The 18,693-nt window shown below is 66.7% G+C and carries 19 protein-coding genes and 2 pseudogenes; 11 read left to right on the forward strand and 10 right to left on the reverse strand.

What is annotated here, in order from left to right:
- Window positions 1-2: 2 nt before the first annotated feature.
- Window positions 3-275 carry a hypothetical protein gene (locus ACFFRH_RS14440; RefSeq protein WP_386156889.1) on the reverse strand — a complete coding sequence of 91 codons (273 nt, stop codon included), beginning with the start codon at window positions 273-275 and terminating at the stop codon, window positions 3-5.
- A gap of 370 nt (window positions 276-645) precedes the next feature.
- Here ACFFRH_RS14440 and ACFFRH_RS14445 point away from each other — a divergent pair, with 370 nt between their 5' ends.
- Window positions 646-1,095 carry a hypothetical protein gene (locus ACFFRH_RS14445; RefSeq protein ID WP_344748511.1) on the forward strand — a complete coding sequence of 150 codons (450 nt, stop codon included), beginning with the start codon at window positions 646-648 and terminating at the stop codon, window positions 1,093-1,095.
- 365 nt (window positions 1,096-1,460) lie between these two features.
- On the opposite strand, the gene xynC is transcribed toward ACFFRH_RS14445, so the two are convergent.
- Entirely contained in the window at window positions 1,461-3,086 is a 1,626-nt protein-coding gene (xynC, locus tag ACFFRH_RS14450) for a glucuronoarabinoxylan endo-1,4-beta-xylanase XynC (protein WP_386156892.1), read from the reverse strand.
- A gap of 473 nt (window positions 3,087-3,559) precedes the next feature.
- Between xynC and ACFFRH_RS14455 the strand changes: the two genes are divergently transcribed.
- Window positions 3,560-4,735, forward strand: a complete 1,176-nt coding sequence (locus tag ACFFRH_RS14455) for an epoxide hydrolase family protein (RefSeq protein WP_344748513.1) — start codon at window positions 3,560-3,562, stop codon at window positions 4,733-4,735.
- 122 nt (window positions 4,736-4,857) lie between these two features.
- Here the strand turns inward: ACFFRH_RS14455 and ACFFRH_RS14460 are convergent, their stop codons facing one another.
- Window positions 4,858-5,361 carry a type II toxin-antitoxin system PemK/MazF family toxin gene (locus tag ACFFRH_RS14460; RefSeq protein WP_386156896.1) on the reverse strand — a complete coding sequence of 168 codons (504 nt, stop codon included), beginning with the start codon at window positions 5,359-5,361 and terminating at the stop codon, window positions 4,858-4,860.
- A gap of 121 nt (window positions 5,362-5,482) precedes the next feature.
- On the reverse strand, window positions 5,483-5,905 hold the full coding sequence (locus tag ACFFRH_RS14465; RefSeq protein ID WP_344748515.1) for a MarR family winged helix-turn-helix transcriptional regulator: 423 nt from the start codon (window positions 5,903-5,905) through the stop codon (window positions 5,483-5,485).
- Between the two features lie 70 nt (window positions 5,906-5,975).
- Here ACFFRH_RS14465 and ACFFRH_RS14470 point away from each other — a divergent pair, with 70 nt between their 5' ends.
- Complete coding sequence (locus ACFFRH_RS14470; protein ID WP_386156899.1) at window positions 5,976-6,365, forward strand: PPOX class F420-dependent oxidoreductase; 390 nt, start codon at window positions 5,976-5,978, stop codon at window positions 6,363-6,365.
- A gap of 629 nt (window positions 6,366-6,994) precedes the next feature.
- Here ACFFRH_RS14470 and ACFFRH_RS14475 read toward each other — a convergent pair.
- The gene (locus ACFFRH_RS14475; RefSeq protein WP_344748516.1) at window positions 6,995-7,687 is read right to left on the reverse strand and encodes a TetR/AcrR family transcriptional regulator; all 693 of its coding nucleotides are present in this window, start codon (window positions 7,685-7,687) and stop codon (window positions 6,995-6,997) included.
- A 247-nt stretch (window positions 7,688-7,934) separates the two neighbouring features.
- Between ACFFRH_RS14475 and ACFFRH_RS14480 the strand changes: the two are divergent.
- The 4 genes and pseudogenes from ACFFRH_RS14480 to ACFFRH_RS14495 all read left to right on the forward strand — a co-directional run.
- A pseudogene (locus ACFFRH_RS14480) lies at window positions 7,935-8,150 on the forward strand (pyridoxamine 5'-phosphate oxidase family protein); the annotation flags it as partial.
- A 41-nt stretch (window positions 8,151-8,191) separates the two neighbouring features.
- Window positions 8,192-8,488, forward strand: coding sequence for a PNPOx family protein (locus ACFFRH_RS14485; RefSeq protein ID WP_344748517.1), 297 nt, complete (start codon window positions 8,192-8,194; stop codon window positions 8,486-8,488).
- Window positions 8,400-9,419 carry a PDR/VanB family oxidoreductase gene (locus tag ACFFRH_RS14490; protein WP_512701129.1) on the forward strand — a complete coding sequence of 340 codons (1,020 nt, stop codon included), beginning with the start codon at window positions 8,400-8,402 and terminating at the stop codon, window positions 9,417-9,419. The genes ACFFRH_RS14485 and ACFFRH_RS14490 overlap by 89 nt, the downstream gene beginning before the upstream one ends.
- A 56-nt stretch (window positions 9,420-9,475) precedes the next feature.
- Window positions 9,476-10,243 (forward strand): siderophore-interacting protein, encoded by a 768-nt coding sequence (locus ACFFRH_RS14495; protein ID WP_386157325.1) that lies wholly within the window; start codon window positions 9,476-9,478, stop codon window positions 10,241-10,243.
- Window positions 10,244-10,651: 408 nt separating this feature from the next.
- Here the strand turns inward: ACFFRH_RS14495 and ACFFRH_RS14500 are convergent, their stop codons facing one another.
- Window positions 10,652-10,912, reverse strand: a complete 261-nt coding sequence (locus ACFFRH_RS14500; protein WP_386156902.1) for a hypothetical protein — start codon at window positions 10,910-10,912, stop codon at window positions 10,652-10,654.
- A 630-nt stretch (window positions 10,913-11,542) separates the two neighbouring features.
- Window positions 11,543-12,469 carry an RNA polymerase sigma-70 factor gene (locus tag ACFFRH_RS14505; protein ID WP_344748571.1) on the reverse strand — a complete coding sequence of 309 codons (927 nt, stop codon included), beginning with the start codon at window positions 12,467-12,469 and terminating at the stop codon, window positions 11,543-11,545.
- A gap of 134 nt (window positions 12,470-12,603) precedes the next feature.
- On the opposite strand from ACFFRH_RS14505, the gene ACFFRH_RS14510 reads away from it, so the two are divergent.
- Both ACFFRH_RS14510 and ACFFRH_RS14515 read left to right on the forward strand, forming a co-directional pair.
- The gene (locus ACFFRH_RS14510) at window positions 12,604-13,449 is read left to right on the forward strand and encodes an SDR family NAD(P)-dependent oxidoreductase (RefSeq protein WP_344748521.1); all 846 of its coding nucleotides are present in this window, start codon (window positions 12,604-12,606) and stop codon (window positions 13,447-13,449) included.
- An 83-nt stretch (window positions 13,450-13,532) separates the two neighbouring features.
- Entirely contained in the window at window positions 13,533-13,901 is a 369-nt protein-coding gene (locus ACFFRH_RS14515; protein ID WP_344748522.1) for a site-specific integrase, read from the forward strand.
- 66 nt (window positions 13,902-13,967) lie between these two features.
- On the opposite strand, the gene ACFFRH_RS14520 is transcribed toward ACFFRH_RS14515, so the two are convergent.
- Together ACFFRH_RS14520 and ACFFRH_RS14525 are read right to left on the reverse strand one after the other, a co-directional pair.
- Window positions 13,968-14,468, reverse strand: a complete 501-nt coding sequence (locus ACFFRH_RS14520; protein ID WP_344748523.1) for a hypothetical protein — start codon at window positions 14,466-14,468, stop codon at window positions 13,968-13,970.
- 719 nt (window positions 14,469-15,187) lie between these two features.
- On the reverse strand, window positions 15,188-15,481 hold the full coding sequence (locus ACFFRH_RS14525; protein ID WP_344748524.1) for a hypothetical protein: 294 nt from the start codon (window positions 15,479-15,481) through the stop codon (window positions 15,188-15,190).
- 373 nt (window positions 15,482-15,854) lie between these two features.
- On the opposite strand from ACFFRH_RS14525, the pseudogene ACFFRH_RS44810 reads away from it, so the two are divergent.
- Window positions 15,855-16,220 (forward strand): annotated as a pseudogene (locus tag ACFFRH_RS44810) (NB-ARC domain-containing protein); the annotation flags it as partial.
- A 33-nt stretch (window positions 16,221-16,253) separates the two neighbouring features.
- A complete protein-coding gene (locus ACFFRH_RS14530; RefSeq protein ID WP_486389156.1) occupies window positions 16,254-17,912 on the forward strand; it encodes a tetratricopeptide repeat protein in 1,659 nt (552 codons plus the stop codon).
- 151 nt (window positions 17,913-18,063) lie between these two features.
- On the opposite strand, the gene ACFFRH_RS14535 is transcribed toward ACFFRH_RS14530, so the two are convergent.
- Entirely contained in the window at window positions 18,064-18,630 is a 567-nt protein-coding gene (locus tag ACFFRH_RS14535; protein WP_344748525.1) for a hypothetical protein, read from the reverse strand.
- Between the last annotated feature and the right edge of the window lie 63 nt (window positions 18,631-18,693).

Raw genomic sequence — 18,693 nt, forward strand, 5'->3', positions numbered from 1 at the left:
GATCAGGGCCCATGGCCCGGCGATTCGGACGGACGCTCCGGCGCCACCGTCCGTCGCCGAGGCGTGAAGCGGCGACCACCCCACCGCAGTCCGCGAACGAGAAGCCGAACCACCCCGAAGAGGAGTGCGATCGCGAACGTCAGGGAGCACACGAGCAGGACTTCGGCGAGCGGCTCCCGCCCACTCTCGCGCGCCCACTCGACGAGCACCGGCGTGACGACCATTCCGAGCACGTACCCGAGCATCGCCAACGCCTCGCTGTACCCGGCTCGCATGAGCTGATCTTAGGCCCGTGTCTCGCATCGCCCCGGCCGCACGCATCACCCCGATGGCGGGATCCTCTCGCAATCGCTTCATCGATAAGGCCATGATTTGAAGTTTGACCTGACAGCGACTCGTACCGGCGGAAATTCGGCGAGCGTCGACGGCCGGATCTCGGCAGCGGAACGGGGCCGATCAACTCGTTTCTTTGGAGCCGGGAGAATTGTTCGAAGCCACCCGGGCCAAGGCCGCATCGGGACACCCGTACACGTCTGACGATCAGTCGTGAGCCGGGGTGCGGGTTCTGGAAGAAGACGCCTCGCGGGAGCCGGGCGACGTCGGGCACACTCGGTTCGGACCCGTCCTCTCACATCGGGGAGCCTCGTGAACCTGGACGAGCTGGAAGAGGCCATGCGGGCCGTTCGGCGGGCGTTGGAAGACTCCGGCACCTCGAATCCGGACAGCCGCCACGGAGAGTTCGACGAGGCGGACAAGGCTTATCTTCAGGCCTCCCACCTGGCGGACCTGCTGGAGAACGCGGCGAAGGTCGCGCGGCACCTGCGGGAGCGGATAGTGAGCCTGCCCGACGACCGGCTGGTCACCTCCTGGCAGGGAGGCGACCCCAGGTATCACCGTAATCAGGCGCGCATCCGCGTGGAGTCGGCGATTCCCGCCCTGGATTCCGCGTTCGCCGACATGACGCATGTCCAGGCGGAGATCGGACGGGTGAATCTGCGGAGGCCACCGCAGCCGCCTCCCGATCATGGCTGGCCGGAGGATCTCCCGCTCGGGCCGACCGACGGGGACCCGTACGAGGAGGACCAGGCCCGGTGACCGGACGGGTGAACGCTCCACGCCGCATGAGCGCACGGCGCGAAGGCCACCGGCGCGCCTGACCATCCGATCGCCCCACGCCTTACGCCCCAGGCCCAGGGTTTCGGCGTGAGGTGGCTACCCGGCGGGAGATGGGCCGGTGACCGCCCGCAGGAGCCGGCGAAGGGCCGCCAGGTCACCTGTGGCGACGACGCTCCCGTCGGACACGAAGGCGTCGAGAGCGGCCGGGTCGCCGAGCAGGGCGGGCCGCGGCTGCCGGCCGACGCGCGAGAACCGGAGCTTCCGGATGCGGCCCCTCCCCTCGCCGGAGGAGCCGCACCCGTCCCCTTCGCCGGTCGGGCTCCGGGGGCCGTTTCACTCGTCGGTCAGACCACGGTGCAGGCGACGCCGTTGAGGGTGAAGGCGGTCGGTTCGGCGGTGTTGCCGGTGTGGGTGGCCTGGAAACCGATGTCGATGGTGGCACCGGGGGCGAGCGTGCCGTTGTGGCTGACGTTGACGGCGCTCACCTGGCCGCTGGAGGGCGTGTAGGTGGCGTTCCAGCCCGAGGTGATGGACTGGCCGGAGGGCAGGGTGAAGACCAGCGTCCAGCCGTTGATCGCCGAGGTCCCGGTGTTGGTGATGCTGATGTTCGCGGTGAAGCCGTTGTTCCAGGAGCTCATCGTGTAGGCGACCCGGGGCCCGCTGCCGGGCGTCGGGGTCGGGGTGGGCGTCGGGGTCGGGGTCGGGCTCGGCGTGGGGGTCGGAGTGGGACCGGAGCCCAGGCTGGTCACGAAGGTCATCACGCTTCGGGCGGGAAGCGTGACGGTGAGGGAGCCGTTCGACATGGTGGTCGCCGCCTGGGGCGCGACGGTCCTGCTCGCGTCGGTCAGCCAGGACGAGACCGTGGACGATCCGGTGTTGTTCGCCACCGTGAACTGCTGGCTCACCGCGGAGGTGTTCTTGTTGACGACGACGATGACGATCGTGGAGTTGCCGCCCCGGTACGCCGAGACGTAGACGTTCGACGCCGGGTTCGCCGTCGCGTCGATCCGCACGTATCCGGGGCGGACGAACCTGGCGAAGTGCGCCATCATCGCGCCGCGCTTGCTGACCTGGCCGTCCTCACGCATGGGGCCGTAGCTGCGCCGGATGTACCACCAGACGTACGCCTGGAACTCGGCCTCCACCATGGCGCGGTGGAGGTTCTCCCCCACGTCGAGCGCCTGGGGCCAGGTGTCCGCCGAGTCGGTGCTGTTGGGGAGGTAGACCTCGGTCATCCAGAGTTCCTTGCCCGCGCCCTTCTGCTTGAAGAGGGGGTAGGGGAAGTTCGAGAACTGCGTGCCGTAGAGGTGAGCGCCGAGGATGTCCAGGTTGGCGAGCGCCGTGGGGTCGTTGAGGATCGGGTCCGAGATGTTCTTCAGGTACTGGAAGGACTCGGGCGCGATGACCCTGGTGTTGATCGAGCCGGCGTTCTCCCGCATGAACCGGAGGATCTCGGTGGGAGTCCACCACGTCCAGTCATGCGCGTAGTCGGGCTCGTTCTGCACCGATATGGCGTACAGGTTCACCCCGTTGTTCCGCATGTGCGTGCTGAAGTCGTTCAGGTGCTGGGCGTAGGCCGCGTACATGTTGGACCTGAGGCGCTTCGCGTTGGTCTGGCTGCCGCGGGTGAAGGTCTCGACCATGCCGGCGGGGGGATTCCACGGTGACGCGAAGACGGTCACCCCGAGCTCGACCGCGCGTTTCGCCGTCGCCAGGTCACGGCTCCAGTCCGCCTGGTTCTCGGGGACGGGAATCCTCAGCATGGAGAACCCGAGCCGTCCCTCGCCGGTGCCGAACGCCGTTTCCCGCTGGGCGGCCGTCAGGTCGCCGATCCAGGACGCGAAGGCCATGCCGCCGAAGCCTCGGATCGTCTGCCGCTGCGCCGACGGGTTGATGACCGCCGTGGCGGCCGCGGCCTCCGAGGCGCCCATGACCGTACCCGCGGCCGTGAGGATCGGCAGAGCTCCCATCGTCGTCAGGATGGTTCTGCGGCTCGGCGACTTTCGCTCGCCGCTCACGGGCTCAATCTGATCTTGCGTCATGTCTCGTCCTTTTGCCTGTCGGTGCCGATCCGCGCCTTCTGCGTTCCGCCGGACCCGCTCGACGCCGGTCTCCGGCGTCGTCATGAGATGAACCCTGGTTGTGTTACCGCTAACATGAGCGGCTGTTATCGGCTCTCGGAATTGTTGGCGTTAACATTTCCCCGTACGAGCCGGCACGCGAGTGCGGCGGCGATGCGGACCACTCAGGTGGTCGCGCGGAGGGGACACTCCAGCGGAGTGTTGTTCCGTCCCGGCGGGCGGGTCAAGCGCGAGGCGGCCGGCGAGCAGGCGAACTGCGTGAATCCTCCGCCGAGCCGTGAAAGTTTCAGATCGGTAAACCGCGACCTCGCGTCGCTCCTGCGGTCGAAGATCGATCGGTTTCGTTCAGTAGCATGCGGCCCATGCCGGATGCCCTGCCCCGCCCTGAGCCGTTCATCTCGCGGACCACCCCCGCGGCGCTCGAAGACCTCCGGGCGCGGCTGCGCGCGACGCGCTGGCCCGACACACCGCAGGACGCCGGATGGTCGCTCGGGACCGACCTCGCCTACCTCCGTGAGCTCGTCGCCTACTGGGCGGACGGGTTCGACTGGGGAGCGCAGGAGGCGGCTCTTTCCCGGCTTCCCCGTTTCCGCGTCCCGGTCGGCGGCCTCGGGATCCACTTCGTGCACGCCAGGGCCACCGCTCCGGCGGGGCCGGTGCTGCCGCTCGTCCTCAGCCACGGCTGGCCCGACTCGTTCTGGCGGTACCAGAAGGTCGTCCCGCTGCTGACCGACCCCGGCGCGCACGGCGCCGACCCCGCCGACGCGTTCGACGTCGTGGTCCCCGACATGCCGGGCTACGGATACTCCGACCGGCCCACCGGCCCGCCCCTGGACTCCGTCGCCGTCGCCGGGCTGTGGGCCGAACTCATGCGCATCCTCGGCTATCCGCGGTTCGGGGCGGCGGGCGGGGACATCGGCGGTCACGTGAGCCGCTATCTCTCGCTCGACCACCCCGATCGGGTCGTGGCCGTCCACCGTACCGACGCGGGGGTGCCCGTCCTCACCGGCGACCCGGCCGATCTGGAACCCGAGGAGCGCGCCTGGATCGAACGCGTCACGGCCTGGGGCCGGGACGAGGGCGCCTATGCCGCCATGCACCGCACCAAGCCGCAGACCCCGGCCTTCGGGCTCAACGACTCCCCTGCCGGGCTCGCGGCGTGGATCGTCGAGAAGCTCCGCGCGTGGAGCGACTGCGAGGGGGACATCGAGCGGCGCTTCACGAAGGACGAGATCCTCACGAATCTCACGATCTACTGGCTCACCTCGACAATCGGCTCGTCGATGCGCATGTACCACGCCAACGCCGCCATCCCGCCCGCGCAGCATGCTCGCCGGGTCGAGGTCCCGTCCGGCTTCTCCCTCTTCCCCGGTGACATCCTCCGGCCGCCGCGGGCGTGGCTGGAGCGCACGACGAACCTCGTGCGCGTGACCGAACCCGCCGGCGGCGGGCACTTCGCGCCGTTCGAGGTGCCCGAGCTCTACGCGGAGGAACTGCGCGCGTTCTTCCGCCCCTACCGAACGGCGATGACGGGCTGAGAGCACCGGCGTGCCACCCTCGCCACCCTCGCTCCCGCGCGTTTCACCGGCAGGCGCCTCACGGCACCACCGCACCCGTGTCTCCGTCCTCACCCGGGAGCCTTCGATCGAGTGGGACGTCGTCAATGATCAGGAGAGTAGACCCAGCCCGTCCGGTACCGGCGTCTCACCAGTGACCAGGTCCCGTCGTCGCACGTACCGGCGCGCCGCCGGAAATCGTGATCGTCGATGAAGTACGGGGCGTCGAGATCGAGCCAGCTGTCCTTTCGCGCGCGCCGGTCCCAGTGGGCGGTGGGGATGCTGACGCAGTTCATCCGATGTGATTTGTCCTGACTCGTAATCTTCAGAACCTCCACACCCACCGGATGGGTGCGAATCACCAGACATGGTCTGACCTTTCCGCCCGAGCCGTCGGCGAACGGCACGCCGGCCCACCAGATGTCACCGGGGCGCGGGCGTGACCGCCAGGCCGGGTGGGGTGGCGCCTCGTGCACCTGGGGCCCGGAGGGGCGGGGGGCGAGGATCCAGCGAATAAAGCGGACAAAGGCATATATGATCGCCACCCATATGCCGATGACCGCCAGAATTCCCAGTAACTCACCGGTTTTCCCGAGGGCGTCGGTCATGCTCATAACATACTCGGCAAGCGCCGAATCCCAATCTTAGTTGGATATTTCATCTTTACGTATAAGGCGAGAAGAACGCTCCGGTGAGGAGCGGGCAGAGGGCCGGCGGCGTCCGGGATGCCTAGATCGCCTCGGTGAAACGGACGAGCAGGTCCCGGAGCGTGTCACGCTCCTCGGCGGTGAAGGCGTCGGCGATCCTGCGCTCGATGACCACGGCCGCCGCGTCCGCGGTGCGCAGCGCCTCACGGCCCGCGTCGGTGAGATGGGTCTCCAGCATCGTGCGGTGCCACTGGTGCGGGGCGCGTTCGATCAGGCCGCTCGCCAGCAGGTTCCTCAGCACGACCGTCATCGCCTGCGGGGTGACGAGGCACTCCCTGGCCAGGGCGGCCGCGGAGATGCCCGGGTTGTCGGCCAGCACGAGCAGGGCGGCGTACTGCGGCACGGTCAGCCCCGCGGTCCGCACCGCCGCGTGCTTGGCCGCCATGAGCCGCTGCTCGGCGCGTTTCACGGGCAGGCCGAGCCGCTCCTGCGCGGGCATGTCCATGAGCGGAGCTTACAAGCCGTCCCATACGGAAAGCTTCTTATGGATATCAAAGCTTTGATACCGTGCCGCCATGACCGTGATCCCGGAGAGCCATCTCGACCTGCTGACCCGCCCCTTGTACGCGCACCTGGCGACCCTGATGCCCGACGGCACCCCGCAGGTGACGCCGGTGTGGACCGTCTGGGACGGCGAGTTCCTGCGCCTCACCACCACGACGGACCGTCAGAAGGGACGCAACGCGAGCGCCCGCCCCCACGTGGCCGTCTCCGTCAACGACCCGGAGCGGCCGTACCGCTACCTGGAGGTCCGCGGCACCGTCGAGCGGATCGACCCCGATCCCGAGGGCGCCTTCTTCGACGTGCTGGCCAGGCGCTACGGGCTGGAGTACGAACCACCGGTCGGCGACGCCGAGCGCAGGGTGGTCCTCGTCGTGCGCCCCACCCGCTTCACCAGCCAGTGACACGTTCCCGCCGCCGAACGGGCCAGGTCCGAGACCGATGAGATGACCACCACTGAAACGGCCACCACGAAACGGCCGCCGCTGAAACCACCACCGCGCCTCCGGCGACGCCGGAAGCGAGCCGGGCGATCCCTCCGAGCCGGCCGGGTGTCGCCACGGCCTCGGCGGAACCAGGGCGGCACCATGATCGCCTTTCGGAACGGGTCAAGGCCCGGCTGCCGGCGGGCGTGCCGCGCCGTCGGCACTCCGCCCGCGACAACCGGCGGTGTGGTGAACCGGTACGCGGGAGACGTCGAGCGCGGCACGACGAGCGATCACGTGGAACCTTCCGGCGGTTGAGCGTCTTGTGGTGAGAGCTCTTCCACCGGGGCTCCACGGCTGTTCCCGGCCTTCGACGACTTCTCCGGATCCGTTCGGCGACGGCGGCAGGCCGGGCGTTCGATACCGAGAAGACCTACGCCGGCCGGATCGCTTCGTACCTGTCGCAGTGCCTGGGGCACGGCGTGGAGTGGTCGAGCCCGAGTCCGGCGCAGCTGACCGCGATGATGCGGTGGCCTGAGTCGGCGACATACCGCTGTCTCGGCGCAGATGTCGCCTGGTGTATCTCTGACTGACCGACGACCTTCTCGCTACTCCGGCACCCGTCGAGTGGCGGCCGGGGGGTGTTCGGCCGGGGGGTGTTCGGCCGGGGGGTGTTCGGCCGGGGCGGCCGTGAGGTAGCGGGTGAGCATCGCCACCAGTTCGTTCTCGAACCGGGGGATGTCGATGGAGTCGGGCGCGGCGATGAGCCGGTGCACGCCCAGCTCGACGGTGGAGACGACGAGCCGGGCGGCGGTCTCGATGTCGCCGACGCGGACCTCCGGGTGGCGCTCGAACAGCTCTCGCATGTCGGCGACGCGCTCCTGCTCGTACCGGGAGACCTTTTCCAGCAGTGCCTGGGAGCGGGGCGTCTGTTCGATCATGACGCGCAGGAGCTGAGGGTCGTCGAGGTGGTTCTCGATCGCGGTCCGTACGTAGAGGCGGACGATCTCCTCCAGCGAGTCGGGCAGCCCCTTCTCCTCCCGGCGCGCGAGGGCTGCCATGCCGGCGTCGAGGTGCCGGGCCAGCAGCTCGACGAGGATCGCGTCCTTGTTCGGATAGTACTGGTACAGCGAGCCGATCGAGATCCGCGCCCGCTCGGCGATCCGGTTGGTGGTGCCGGCGGCGTAGCCGTGTTCGGCGAAAACGTGAGCAGCGGCCGTGAGGATGCGCTGCCGGGTGAGCTCGGCCCGTACCTGGCGTGGCTGTTTACGTGGTTGGAGCCGGCGCTTGTCCGACGTCATGACACCCCCTGAACGCCGACGCGAAAGCGAGTAGCGCACGAACTGAATAATTGCTCATAATTATGTCATGACCTGCGTCGACGCGGCGAATGTCGACTGCGGGCGCGCTTGATCGCGAACGACGTTCCGCCTTCGCGCCATCCCGGAGGCCACCCTGGAGAAGGAGTCCTTGATGACGCATGCCCTCACGCGGCCCCGGCGGGTGCCGCCGGACGAGGTGCTCGCCCGGCTCGGGGAGCCCGAGCCCATGACCAAGGCCAAGATTTTCGACCGCGTCGACCAGCACTCCCGCCGCTTCATCGCCCACTCCCCCCTCCTGACGATGGCCACGGCGGATGCGGCGGGACGCGCCGGCTGCCCGCCCCGTGGCGACTACCCGGGGTTCGTGAAGGTCCTCGACGACCGCACGCTCGCGATTCCCGACCGGCCCGGCAACAGGCTCGCCGACTCCTTCCGCAACCTCGCGGAGAACGACGGGCAGGGCTGCTGTTCCTCGTCCCCGGAGTGCGCGAGACGCTGCGGGTCGACGGTCGCGCCTATCCCACGGACGAACCCGATGTGCTCGTACGGATGCAGACCGAGGCCAGGCGACCGGCGCTGGCGCTCGTCGTCGAGGTGGCCGAGGTCTATCTGCACTGCGGCCGAGCGCTCATCCGCTCGCGGCTGTGGGATCCCGCGAGCCAGGCCCTCGCCGCGGAGATCCCGTCGGCGGGTGAGATCGCCGTCGGCCGGCTCGGGCTCGACCTCGACCCGGAGCTCATCGACCGCGAGCTCGAAACCGGCTACCGCGAACTGTACTGACCGGTCCCAAGGTGATCTTCCGATGCAACCGACGATCCTCGACCGCGTGGACCGGGTCGCCGACGGCGTCCTCTCCCTCGTCCTGCGGGGCGCCGCCGGCCCGCTGGCGCCATGGGAGCCGGGCGCGCACGTCGATCTGGCGCTGCCGAACCGGCTGACCCGGCAGTACTCACTGTGCGGGGACCCCGCCGACCGGGAGCGTTACCGCATCTCGGTACGCCACGAGCCGCTGAGCCGGGGAGGCTCGGAGTACGTCCACCTGTTCCTGCGCCGGGGCCGGACCCTGGAGGTCTCCTCGCCGCGCAACGACTTCCCGCTGCCGGCCGCGCCGGAGTATCTCTTCCTCGCCGGCGGGATCGGCATCACCCCCATCCTGTCGATGCTGCGGGCCGCCACCCGGTCGGGGGCCACGGCGAGGCTGGTGTACGCCGGGAGGTCGGCCGCGACCATGCCGTTCACCGACGACCTGCGCTCCTCCTACGGCGACCGGGTATCCGTCCTCGCCGAGGACGAACAGGGCATGCCCGACCTCGCGGCTCTGGCGGCCGGGTTGAGCCCCCGCGCGCTGGTGTACTGCTACGGCCCCGCGCCGATGCTCGCCGCGGCCGAGGCCGCCTTCCCCGCCGGACGCCTGCACGTCGAGCGTTTCCGCCCGACGGCCAGGACGTTACCGCCCAGCACCGCCTTCGAGGTGGTGTGCGCCCGGTCGGGCCAGACGGTTCACGTCTCCCCGGAGGAGTCGATGCCGGACGCCCTGACGTACGCCGGGCACCCCGTGCCCTCCGGTTGCCGCGAAGGCATGTGCGGAAGCTGCGAGCTCACCGTCATCGACGGGGAGCCCGAGCACCGCGACGACATCGGCGCCCCGGCGGGCCGCATGTACGCCTGCGTGTCGCGGGCGCGTTCGCCCCGCCTCATCGTGGACCTCTGAGAACGGAAGTGACGACGACATTGCTCCCCAAGGTGCGCACGCCCGAGACACGGAAGATGATCACACTGGAGGTGCTCGCGAACACCAGGCTCTCCCCCGGCTTCGCGACCATCACCCTCGGCGGCCCGGAGCTCGAACATCTGACACCCACGGGCCGCGACCAGACCGTACGCCTGTTCTTCCCCCGCGACGGCCAGGACACGCTGCGCATGCCGAGCTTCTCCAACGAGGCGTGGATGGCGGAGCTGCTCCTGCTGCCGAAGTCGCGCCGCCCCTGGGTGCGCAACTTCACGATCCGGCGCACCCGGCCGGAGCTCGGCGAGGTGGACATCGAGTTCGTGCTGCACGGCGACACCCCGGCCTCCTCCTGGGCCCGGCGTGCCCGGCCCGGCGACCCGGCCGGCATCTTCGACATGGGGCTGACCTACCTGCCGCCCGCCGAGGCGTCCTGGCAGTTGCTGGTGGGCGACGAGAGCGCCGTGCCCGCGATCCTGGCCATCCTGGAGGACGCCCCCGCGTCACTGGCCGGAGAGGTGTTCCTGGAGGTACCGGAGTCGGCGGACATCCGGCCCGCCATCGCCGTCCCCGAAGGGATGCGCGTGCACTGGCTGCCTCGCGACGGCGCGGGCGGCCTGCCCGGAACGCTGGCTCTGGAGACGGTCAGGCGGTCGCCCCTGCGGCCGGGCCGGTTCTACACCTGGGTCGCCGGAGAAACCAGGCTCGCCACCGGCCTGCGCCGCCATTTGGTGAACGACCGCGGCGTGCCGAAATCGGACATCGCGTTCTTCGGGTACTGGCGGCACGGCCGATCGAGCCCCGGCTGATTCGAGGCCGGCCACCGGCCGCTCTCTCATTCGGCGGCCGGCTCGCTGCGGAGGTAAGACTCAGCCTGACATTGAGATCCGTAGGTCTCTGGGCGGGCTCCGAAGGCGTTCGGACGCGTTCACCACGCGGGCCGCGCGTGAGCCTGCCTGAACCGCGCCGGTGTACATCGGTCTCCACAAAACCCGGCGCGGTTCAGGTTGCGGAGAGGACTCGGTGAGGTGAGGGCAGAACCGGAGGGCATTCAGAGGGAACTGGGCGCCATCATCGCTTGCTGAACGATCGCCTGGGGCAGGTCCGCGAAAGCCCGGTGCGACTGGTGGTCATACCCGCTCTCTTCCAGCGGGCTACGGCCGCCACTCCTCGCGATGGTCGGAGTGATTGACACCGACGGCTCAGGCGGGCGTGGCTCAGTCGTCTTCGTCTTCGTCTTCGATCTCGAAGGTGAAGTAGATGGTCAAGGTGATGGGGTTCGGTTCGTCGCTCGCGTAATCCCATGACACGTCCACCAGGAACACGTTCTGGTGGACACTCAACCACTCCTGGGCCAGGCCGAAGGCTTCCGCGTTGGTTCGCGCCGGGAACAGCAATCGGGCGACCGGATGGACTTGGCTGTCGGCATCGGAGTCGTCGAAGTCCGCCGGAACATTCAGGTACAAGTTTGGATTCATTCCATGCACTCTGTCAGATCGACCACCGCTTCACGGGCGGCCATGCGCCCCAGCACCACCCCTGTAGAGGTGCTGACACCTTCTGGCGTACATACGCCCTGAGCTTCCCCCCGGTAGCGCGGACAGCGGCGGTGTGTCATCAGGCTTCAGGGTTTGGCGGTTGGTGAGGCCGCGGCCAAGGGTGACCTGGTAAGTGCCGCTGCCGAGTGGTTCGCCTGCGGAAGCAGTGGGCTCCTGATAGCTGAGGTGTTGCCTGCGCGACTCGGCGACCAGGAGCCCGTGGTTGTCTGCTCGCACGTCGGCGCGCGTGGGCTCCAGTGGTTGTCCCTCGCCGGGGTGCGGGTGCCATGGTCGCAAGCCGTCGGATCCGTCGGATCTGACCGACGCCGAAGGGGCGGTGCCGGAGGGTGGGGCACAGGCGGTGATGGCCGAACCGGTCGCGCCGCCCGCCCTACCGCCTTGCTGGACCTCCGCCCGGCCGACCGCCGCTTCGGTTACCCGCTGGAGACGGTGCCGCCGGCGGCTGGCGCATCGTCGAGACCAAGGTCGACCACCTGCCCAGGAAAGGGCGCTTCAAGGCGACCGGTACCCTGCGCGGAACCATGCGTGCGGTCTCCGAGACGCGCCGGGTCATGGTGTCTGCTCCCCACGGCGAGTCTGCTTCTTCTCGCGGATGACCGCGTGGGCGTCGGCGACGGGGCCGAGGTGCCCGAGCTTGTCGGGATTGACGATCGAGCGGATGGTCTGGATGCGCCCGTCCAGGATGTCGAGCGTCCAGACGTTGAAGATCCGGCCATCGCGGTCGCGGATGATCGCGCCCGGCTCGCCGTTCACCTCGTGCGCCTCCAGCACCGCGCCGATCTGGGCGAACGGTGGGATGGTGACGGACAGCACCCGGGTGACCTTCGCGACGCCGAAGACGGAGAGCGTACTCCCGATCTTGCCGGCGCCGTCGTTGACCAGCTGGACGTCGGCGGCCAGCAGTTCCTGCAGCCCTTCGACGTCCCCCTCCCTGAGCGCGTCGAAGAATCGCCCGGCAAGCTGGTCGCGCGACCGGCGATCCGCCTCGAAGCGGGGTCGGCCCGCGTCCATGTGGCGGCGTGCCTGCACCGCGAGCTGGCGGCAGGCCGCCTCCGACCGCTCCACGGCGGAGGCGATCTCCCGGTAGCTGAAGGCGAACACCTCGCGCAGCACGAAGACCGCACGCTCGAGCGGGCTGAGCCGCTCCAGCAGGATCAGCGCCGCCATCGACACCGAGTCGGCCAGCTCCGCCGACCGCTCCGGGTCCTGGTAGAGGTCAGTCAGCAGCGGTTCGGGGAACCACGGCCCGACGTAGGCCTCGCGCCGGACACGGGCCGAGCGCAGCACGTCGATCGAGATCCGGGTCACCGTGGCCGACAGGAAGGCCTTGGGCGACTCGGGCTGGGTCGCGGAGCCCTCGTAGCGCAGCCAGGCCTCCTGGACGGCGTCCTCGGCCTCGCTAACACTGCCCAGGATTCGGTAGGCGATCGCGAACAGCAGCGGCCGTAGCTCCTGGAACTCCTCGGTGCGGGTCACGCCGACCATTGGTATCACCATGGCCAGACAAAAACGACAAGGTGTCGCAGGTCACACTCGGCCGAGCTCACATCCGTGCCGGGCTGTCTCGTCCAGGGGGGGTAACAGCTGAAACCGGCAACAAGGAGCACACCATGCAGAAGGTCTGGTTCGTCACCGGCTCGTCCCGCGGCCTGGGCCGCAACTTCGTGGAGGCCGCCCTGTCACGCGGTGACAAGGTCGCCGCCACCGCCCGAAGCACCGCAAGCCTGAAGGAACTGGTCGACACCTATGGCGACGCGGTGCTCCTGCTGGAGATGGATGTGACCGACAGGGCCGCCGTCTTCGAGAGCGTGAAGCGCGCCAAGGAGCACTTCGGCCGGCTCGACGTCATCGTGAACAACGCCGGCTACGCCCAGATCGGCGCGGTCGAGGAGCTGACCGAGCAGGAACTGCGCGACCAGCTCGAGACCAACCTGTTCGGCGCGGTGTGGGTGGTCCAGGCCGCGCTGCCGTACCTGCGCGAGCAGCGCTCGGGGCACATCATCCAGCTGTCCTCGGCGGCCGGGGTCATCGCCATGCCGCTCGGCGGCGCCTACCACGCCTCCAAGTGGGCCCTGGAGGGCCTGAACGAGGCGCTCGCCGGCGAGGTCGCCGAGTTCGGCGTCAAGGTGACCATCATCGAGCCCGGCGGCTTCGCCACCCGGGACGGCAACAACCCCGACCCGCTCGCCAACGGCCACATGGCCAAGACCGACCCGGCCTACGACGGTCTCCGCCGGCGCCTCGGCGCGATCGCAGGGAAGATGCCCGCAGGAGACCCGTCCGCCGCAGCGCAGGCACTTCTGAAGCTCGTCGACTCCGCCAACCCGCCGGTGCGGATGCTGTTCGGCAAGGGCTTCTACCCACTGATCCAGCAGGCCTACGCCGACCGGCTCAAGACCTGGGCCGACTGGCAGGACCTCTCGATCGAGGCGCACGGCGAGCTCGAAGCCCGCTGACCCCGGTCAGAGGTCGTGCCACCAGCGGTGAGGCGCACGACGATCGGGGCCTGAAGCACCGGGCCGAGAACGAGGGCCGTCCCGTGCCGATCCCGCCTGAGCTGGTGGCCGTCCTGCGCGGGCACATCGAGGAGTTCGGCGTCCACGAGGACGGCTGGCTGTTCCGTAGCTCTCGCGGTGGCGTGATCTCCATCGGGACCTACTGCGAGGTGTGGAAGGCGGCGCGGGCCTTCGCCCTGGCTCCCGAACAGCAGGTCTCACCCCTGGCTGCCCGGCCGTACGACCTGCGGCACGCGGCGGTGTCCCTGTGGCTCAATGCCGGGGTGGCGGCCCCTGACGTGGCCGAGCGGGCGGGGCACGGGGTAGACGTGCTGCTCAAGGTCTACGCCAAGTGCATCGACGGTGGCGCGGAGATCGCCAACCGGAGGATTGAGGATGCATTGGCGGCGTAGCAGAGACACGAAGGGACCCCAAGCAGTACTGGGGTCCCTTCGTGTCTCTGTTGATGTCGACAGGGCTCAAGCCGCTCGGCGACTCATGACGAGGTCCGCGATGATACGAACTGGCAAGCGCAACGTCTGACCATGCGTCCGAAACAGGGCATCACGGGAGCTGAAATACCCCAGATCGGACAGGACGTGGCCGGATAGATCGCAAGACGAGCAGGTCACACCGTCCCAGTCCACGGCGGTGCGGGCCACCGCGTCGAAGAGCGTCTCACCACCGGCATTGGTGAATCCGCCTCCCTCCTGCAACGTGCTCAGATCACCGTAGAGTTCGGAGACGGTCACCCACTGGTCGTCGAGCAGGAACTCCGGCCAGGCGAGCACTATCTGATGCGGGATCAACGCCTGTAACCGGGGAAATCGCGGATGCCAGAAACGCCCGTCCACCAGCAGTCCTCTCACCCGGCTGGCGATCCCGCCGACCCGCCCCACCGCTTCCAGAATCGCCAGCCGCTGGCTGCATGATCCGCGTTCCAAGAGAAGCGTCCTGGAGACCGGCTGCGTGTCGTTCATGGCGTACACCGGACGCACCCGCGCAGCGATGAGCCGGTGAGCTGTGACCAGGAGGTCCCGGTCCGTCCCGGTGTTCTCACGCCGGGCTTCGCTCGCCAACCTCAATACTCGGGGATGCTCCCAGTTCAGGATGGGCGTCGCTGCCAGCTCGCTCTCACCCGCTCCCTGGTGGACGGCAGCGCGGCGACACTGTAAGGGCGAGCGGACCGGCTTCATTCCATGACCGTATATGTGGCTCACGATGCATCAAGGGGGGCATGCGAAGTGTGCCGACTTCCTCCCGCCGTTCGGCACTTCACCGCTTAGCACAGCCTGCCAGTACAGGCCATGGCAAGGTCGCCAGGGTGTGCCCGATGTGGGCCTGATTCCGGAGTTGGCAGCCTTCGCCGAACCGGGCATCGAGGGCAGCCACCTGGGGAAACGCGACCAACATCATTCCGCGTACATTCCGCGAACACCGACTCAGGGCCGCTCACGGTGGCATACGGCTGCGCCCCCTGGAAACGATCAACGGCGCCCGACCCGAGGGAAGTCCCTGGTCAGACGCCGTTCGCGGTGCTCGGCGGAGAGCGTGGGATTCGAACCCACGAGACCGGTCACCCGGCCTAACGGTTTTCAAGAGGGCTACGTTCCCAGCGTAGACAAGGCCTCTCACCAGGGCGGGAGCGTCTTTCCCCGTCCCGACCACCGAAGATCATCCCGCGCATATCCCGCAACGGCTATTCATCGACCTCGGCGTGCCTGGCACGCTCTCGCAGCCGGCATAGGCGGCGGTCGTACTGACCGGCGTAGGACCTCTCGGCCTTGTCGACCAACCGGTTCTGCGGGTCGGTGGAGCTTTCACACAACTCAGTCTCGAACGGATCGTAGTCGTACTCGATCAGCCGGACCAGCGCCTCGCGGTCCTGCTCAATGGAACTTTGCGCCCGAAGGGGAAGTCTTTCCAATCCTTGTCCGGCTCGCTGTGGTGTGAAGGATTGCGGTTTGGATGGCATTGTGTTTTGCGTGCGCATGCTAAGGCAGGTTTAGGCTATCTATAAGGCCATGAGGGTGTGGCAGCTTATGCGATGGATGACCCCAGCTGTAGTGACGGTCATGGTGGGTGTAGCTATCAACAGAGTCGAAGGGCCGTGGTGGTTACAAGCACTGTGGTTCGGCACAGCCGTGGTCTTGGCAGTGATCGGATTGTGGCTGGCCAGCCGGGAGCAGCGAGCACCACAACGAATTCTGGATCATCGAGGGACGATCCATGTAACTGCACCACAGGCCGCCACGATTGTACTGAAACCTAGCGATTACGACTCACGGGATGCGGGAAGTGGGCGTCCAATGGTGGTGGGAGAGGTACCTGCTCAACCACCAGGATTTCAGCCGCGTGCAGACCTAATGGGTGAGCTGGCGCGAACTGCGAGCTCAGGCCAAGTGGCGGTGGTGTGTGCGCTAACCGGAGCACGGGGAGTAGGTAAGACTCAGCTCGCGGCCGCCTATGCACGAAGTTGCGCTGCACAAGGATGGGCGTTAGTAGCGTGGGTGAACGCCGAAACTGCTGATCAAATGCTAGCAGGATTAGACACGGTAGGGGCAGCGATCGGAGTACAACAGGAGGAGGCGCAACAGACCGCCACACAAGTGCGCCAGTGGCTGCAGGAGCACCCGGAACGGTGCCTAATTGTATTCGACAATCTCATCAATTCCGATTTAGTACGCCCGTGGCTGCCGAGGGTAGGTCGGGCACAGGTGGTGGTCTCTACCACCCGACAGAGCGCCGAAAATCTGGGAGTAGCGGTGCCAGTGGATGTATTTACAGACAGTGAAGCTTTAGCATTTTTGGGCGAACGTACTGGTCGGGATAAAGATGAGGTGGGGGCGCGGCGGCTGGCGGTGGAAGTGGATCGGCTTCCGCTGGCGCTGGCACAGGCCGCATGGATGATCCGTCAGCAGAGATTATCGTATGAAACGTATCTGGAGCGGTTGCGGGACTTCCCAGTAGCGGAGTATCTACAGCCTGTGCCAGGGGAGGAGTATCCATGGGGGGCGGCCGGGGCAGTGGCGTTGTCGCTCCAGCAGTTGGGAAGTCGGAGAAAAACGCGGATAGAGCGGGCAGTGCTTGATCTGTTGGCAGTTTATTCACCGGCCGGCGTGCCGCGTTCATGGCTGCATGTAGCAGGACAATGCAAACTTTTAGGGCGCCAAACGCGAAAGGTAACAATTGCGCAAATGGATGCTGCCCTAGGAGAGCTAGCTGATGCTTCGCTGATCGTGTTGAGCGTGGATGGCCAGACGGTGGGAATGCACCGGTTCATTCAGCGCGTTATCCGAGATGCTGCCCGAAAAGCGGGTAACCTGCCACGGATCGTCGACCAGGCGGCACGACTAGCTTACGAACATTTACCTGCTTTGGAGCGGGTATCGCTGGACGGATCAACCACGGAGACATTTGTCGAGCAGTCTGCCGCATTATGGTCCTGCGCTCAGATAGATTTGCTGGCTAATCGACGAAAACTCGGCGAGGTAATCCTGTCATTACAAGACTGGGCAGGGCGTTGCCTAGGAGAAGCTGGTGATCTCACTAGAGCCATTCCGCTGCTTAAGCAGACTCTCGCCGACAGTATTCGAGTGCTGGGCATAGACGATCCTGCTACGCTGACAATTCGCAATAATCTCGCTTACGCCTATCAGGTAGCGGGGCGGTTGGATGAGGCTATCGAGCTCTATCAGCAAACACTCGATGACAGCATCCGAGTACTGGGTGAACATCACCCCGACACTTGGGCTAGCCGCAATAATCTTGCCTATGCCCACCGATCATCTGGGCGATTACAAACTGCCATCGAGCTCTATCAGCAAACACTCGATGACAGCATCGGAGTGCTAGGTGAACATCATCCCGATACTTGGGTTAGCCGCAATAATCTTGCCTATGCCTACCGATCATCTGGGCGATTGGATGAAGCCATCGAGCTCTATCAGCAGACACTCAAAGACAGCGCCCGAGTACTAGGCGTAGATTATCCGGCCACTCTGACGAGCCGCAATAATCTCGCTTACGCCTATGAGGCAGCTGGGCGCTTGGGCGAAGCTATCGAGCTCTATCAGCAGACACTCGATGACCGCATCCGAGTACTGGGTAAACGTCACCTGGATACCTTGGCAAGCCGTAACAATCTCGCTAACGCTTACCGTTCGGCCGGGCAATTAGAAACCGCCATTGAGCTCTATCAGCAGACACTCGATGACCGTATCCGGGTATTAGGCGAACATCACCCTGACACCTTGACAAGCCGTAACAACCTTGCCAGCTCCTACCAGGTAGTCGGGCGATTCGATAAAGCCATTGAGCTATACCAGCAGACCCTCACTGATTGCATTCGAACGTTAGGTGAAGATCATCCTCTTACGATGGCCGTGCGAGGCAACCTACTTTCCGTACAGGACGTTCAATGAGTCAGACCCGAAGGAACAAAGCATCGAATTATTGATTTATCCGAACTTCATTAAGCAGACGGCTGATGACTTCAAATGGTTTGAAGAACCATCTCAATGCTACTTTTAATCCATATGCGCCGGGGTAAGAGAAATGCGGTAACGGTATAATCTATTCGGGCCTTTCTCCCCGCGTGCACCAAAGAAGAATGTTTCCTCCAACGCTTCCAACGACTACGGTGCCGCCGTCTGAGGCTCGATTTACTTGGCTCGTCATAATGGACTGAACTTCTTCGGCATTCGGGTCTATATCCGCTTCGGCTTGGTGCATCACCTCGATGGCGCGGCGGTCGCCGAGGGCGGCGAGTTCTTCGGCTTCGCGGCTGAGCAGCCAGGCACGGGTGGCGTCGTCTCCCTGAGCGGGGAGGAACTGCTGGGCCTGGCGTACGGCCTCGTAGGCGGCTCGGCCTTCGACGGCGTAGGACTTGTAGGCGTAGGTGCACGCCTGGATGATCTGGTGCCCGCTCTCTTTTGCGGCCAGGGCCGAGACGCGTTCGAACGAGGCGGACTGTCCGGGCTGTTTGAGGTCCCAGGCGATCCAGGAGGCGAGGGTGGCGGCTTCGCCGGCGGTGGCGGCCAGACGTCGGCGGAAGCGGTCGGAGGGGCCGCTTTGGAGCAGGGTGCTGAGTTCGTTGATGTGGGTGGTGAGCCCTTGGTAGATGGCGCGGGCCGGAAGCACGTACTCCAGGCGGTGAAAGCCGATGGTGCGCGCTTCGAGACGCTCGATGGTGTCGTCATCGAG

Origin of the sequence: Streptosporangium vulgare, assembly GCF_042428775.1 — a bacterium.
In the GTDB taxonomy this organism is placed as follows: Bacteria; Actinomycetota; Actinomycetes; order Streptosporangiales; family Streptosporangiaceae; genus Streptosporangium; species Streptosporangium vulgare.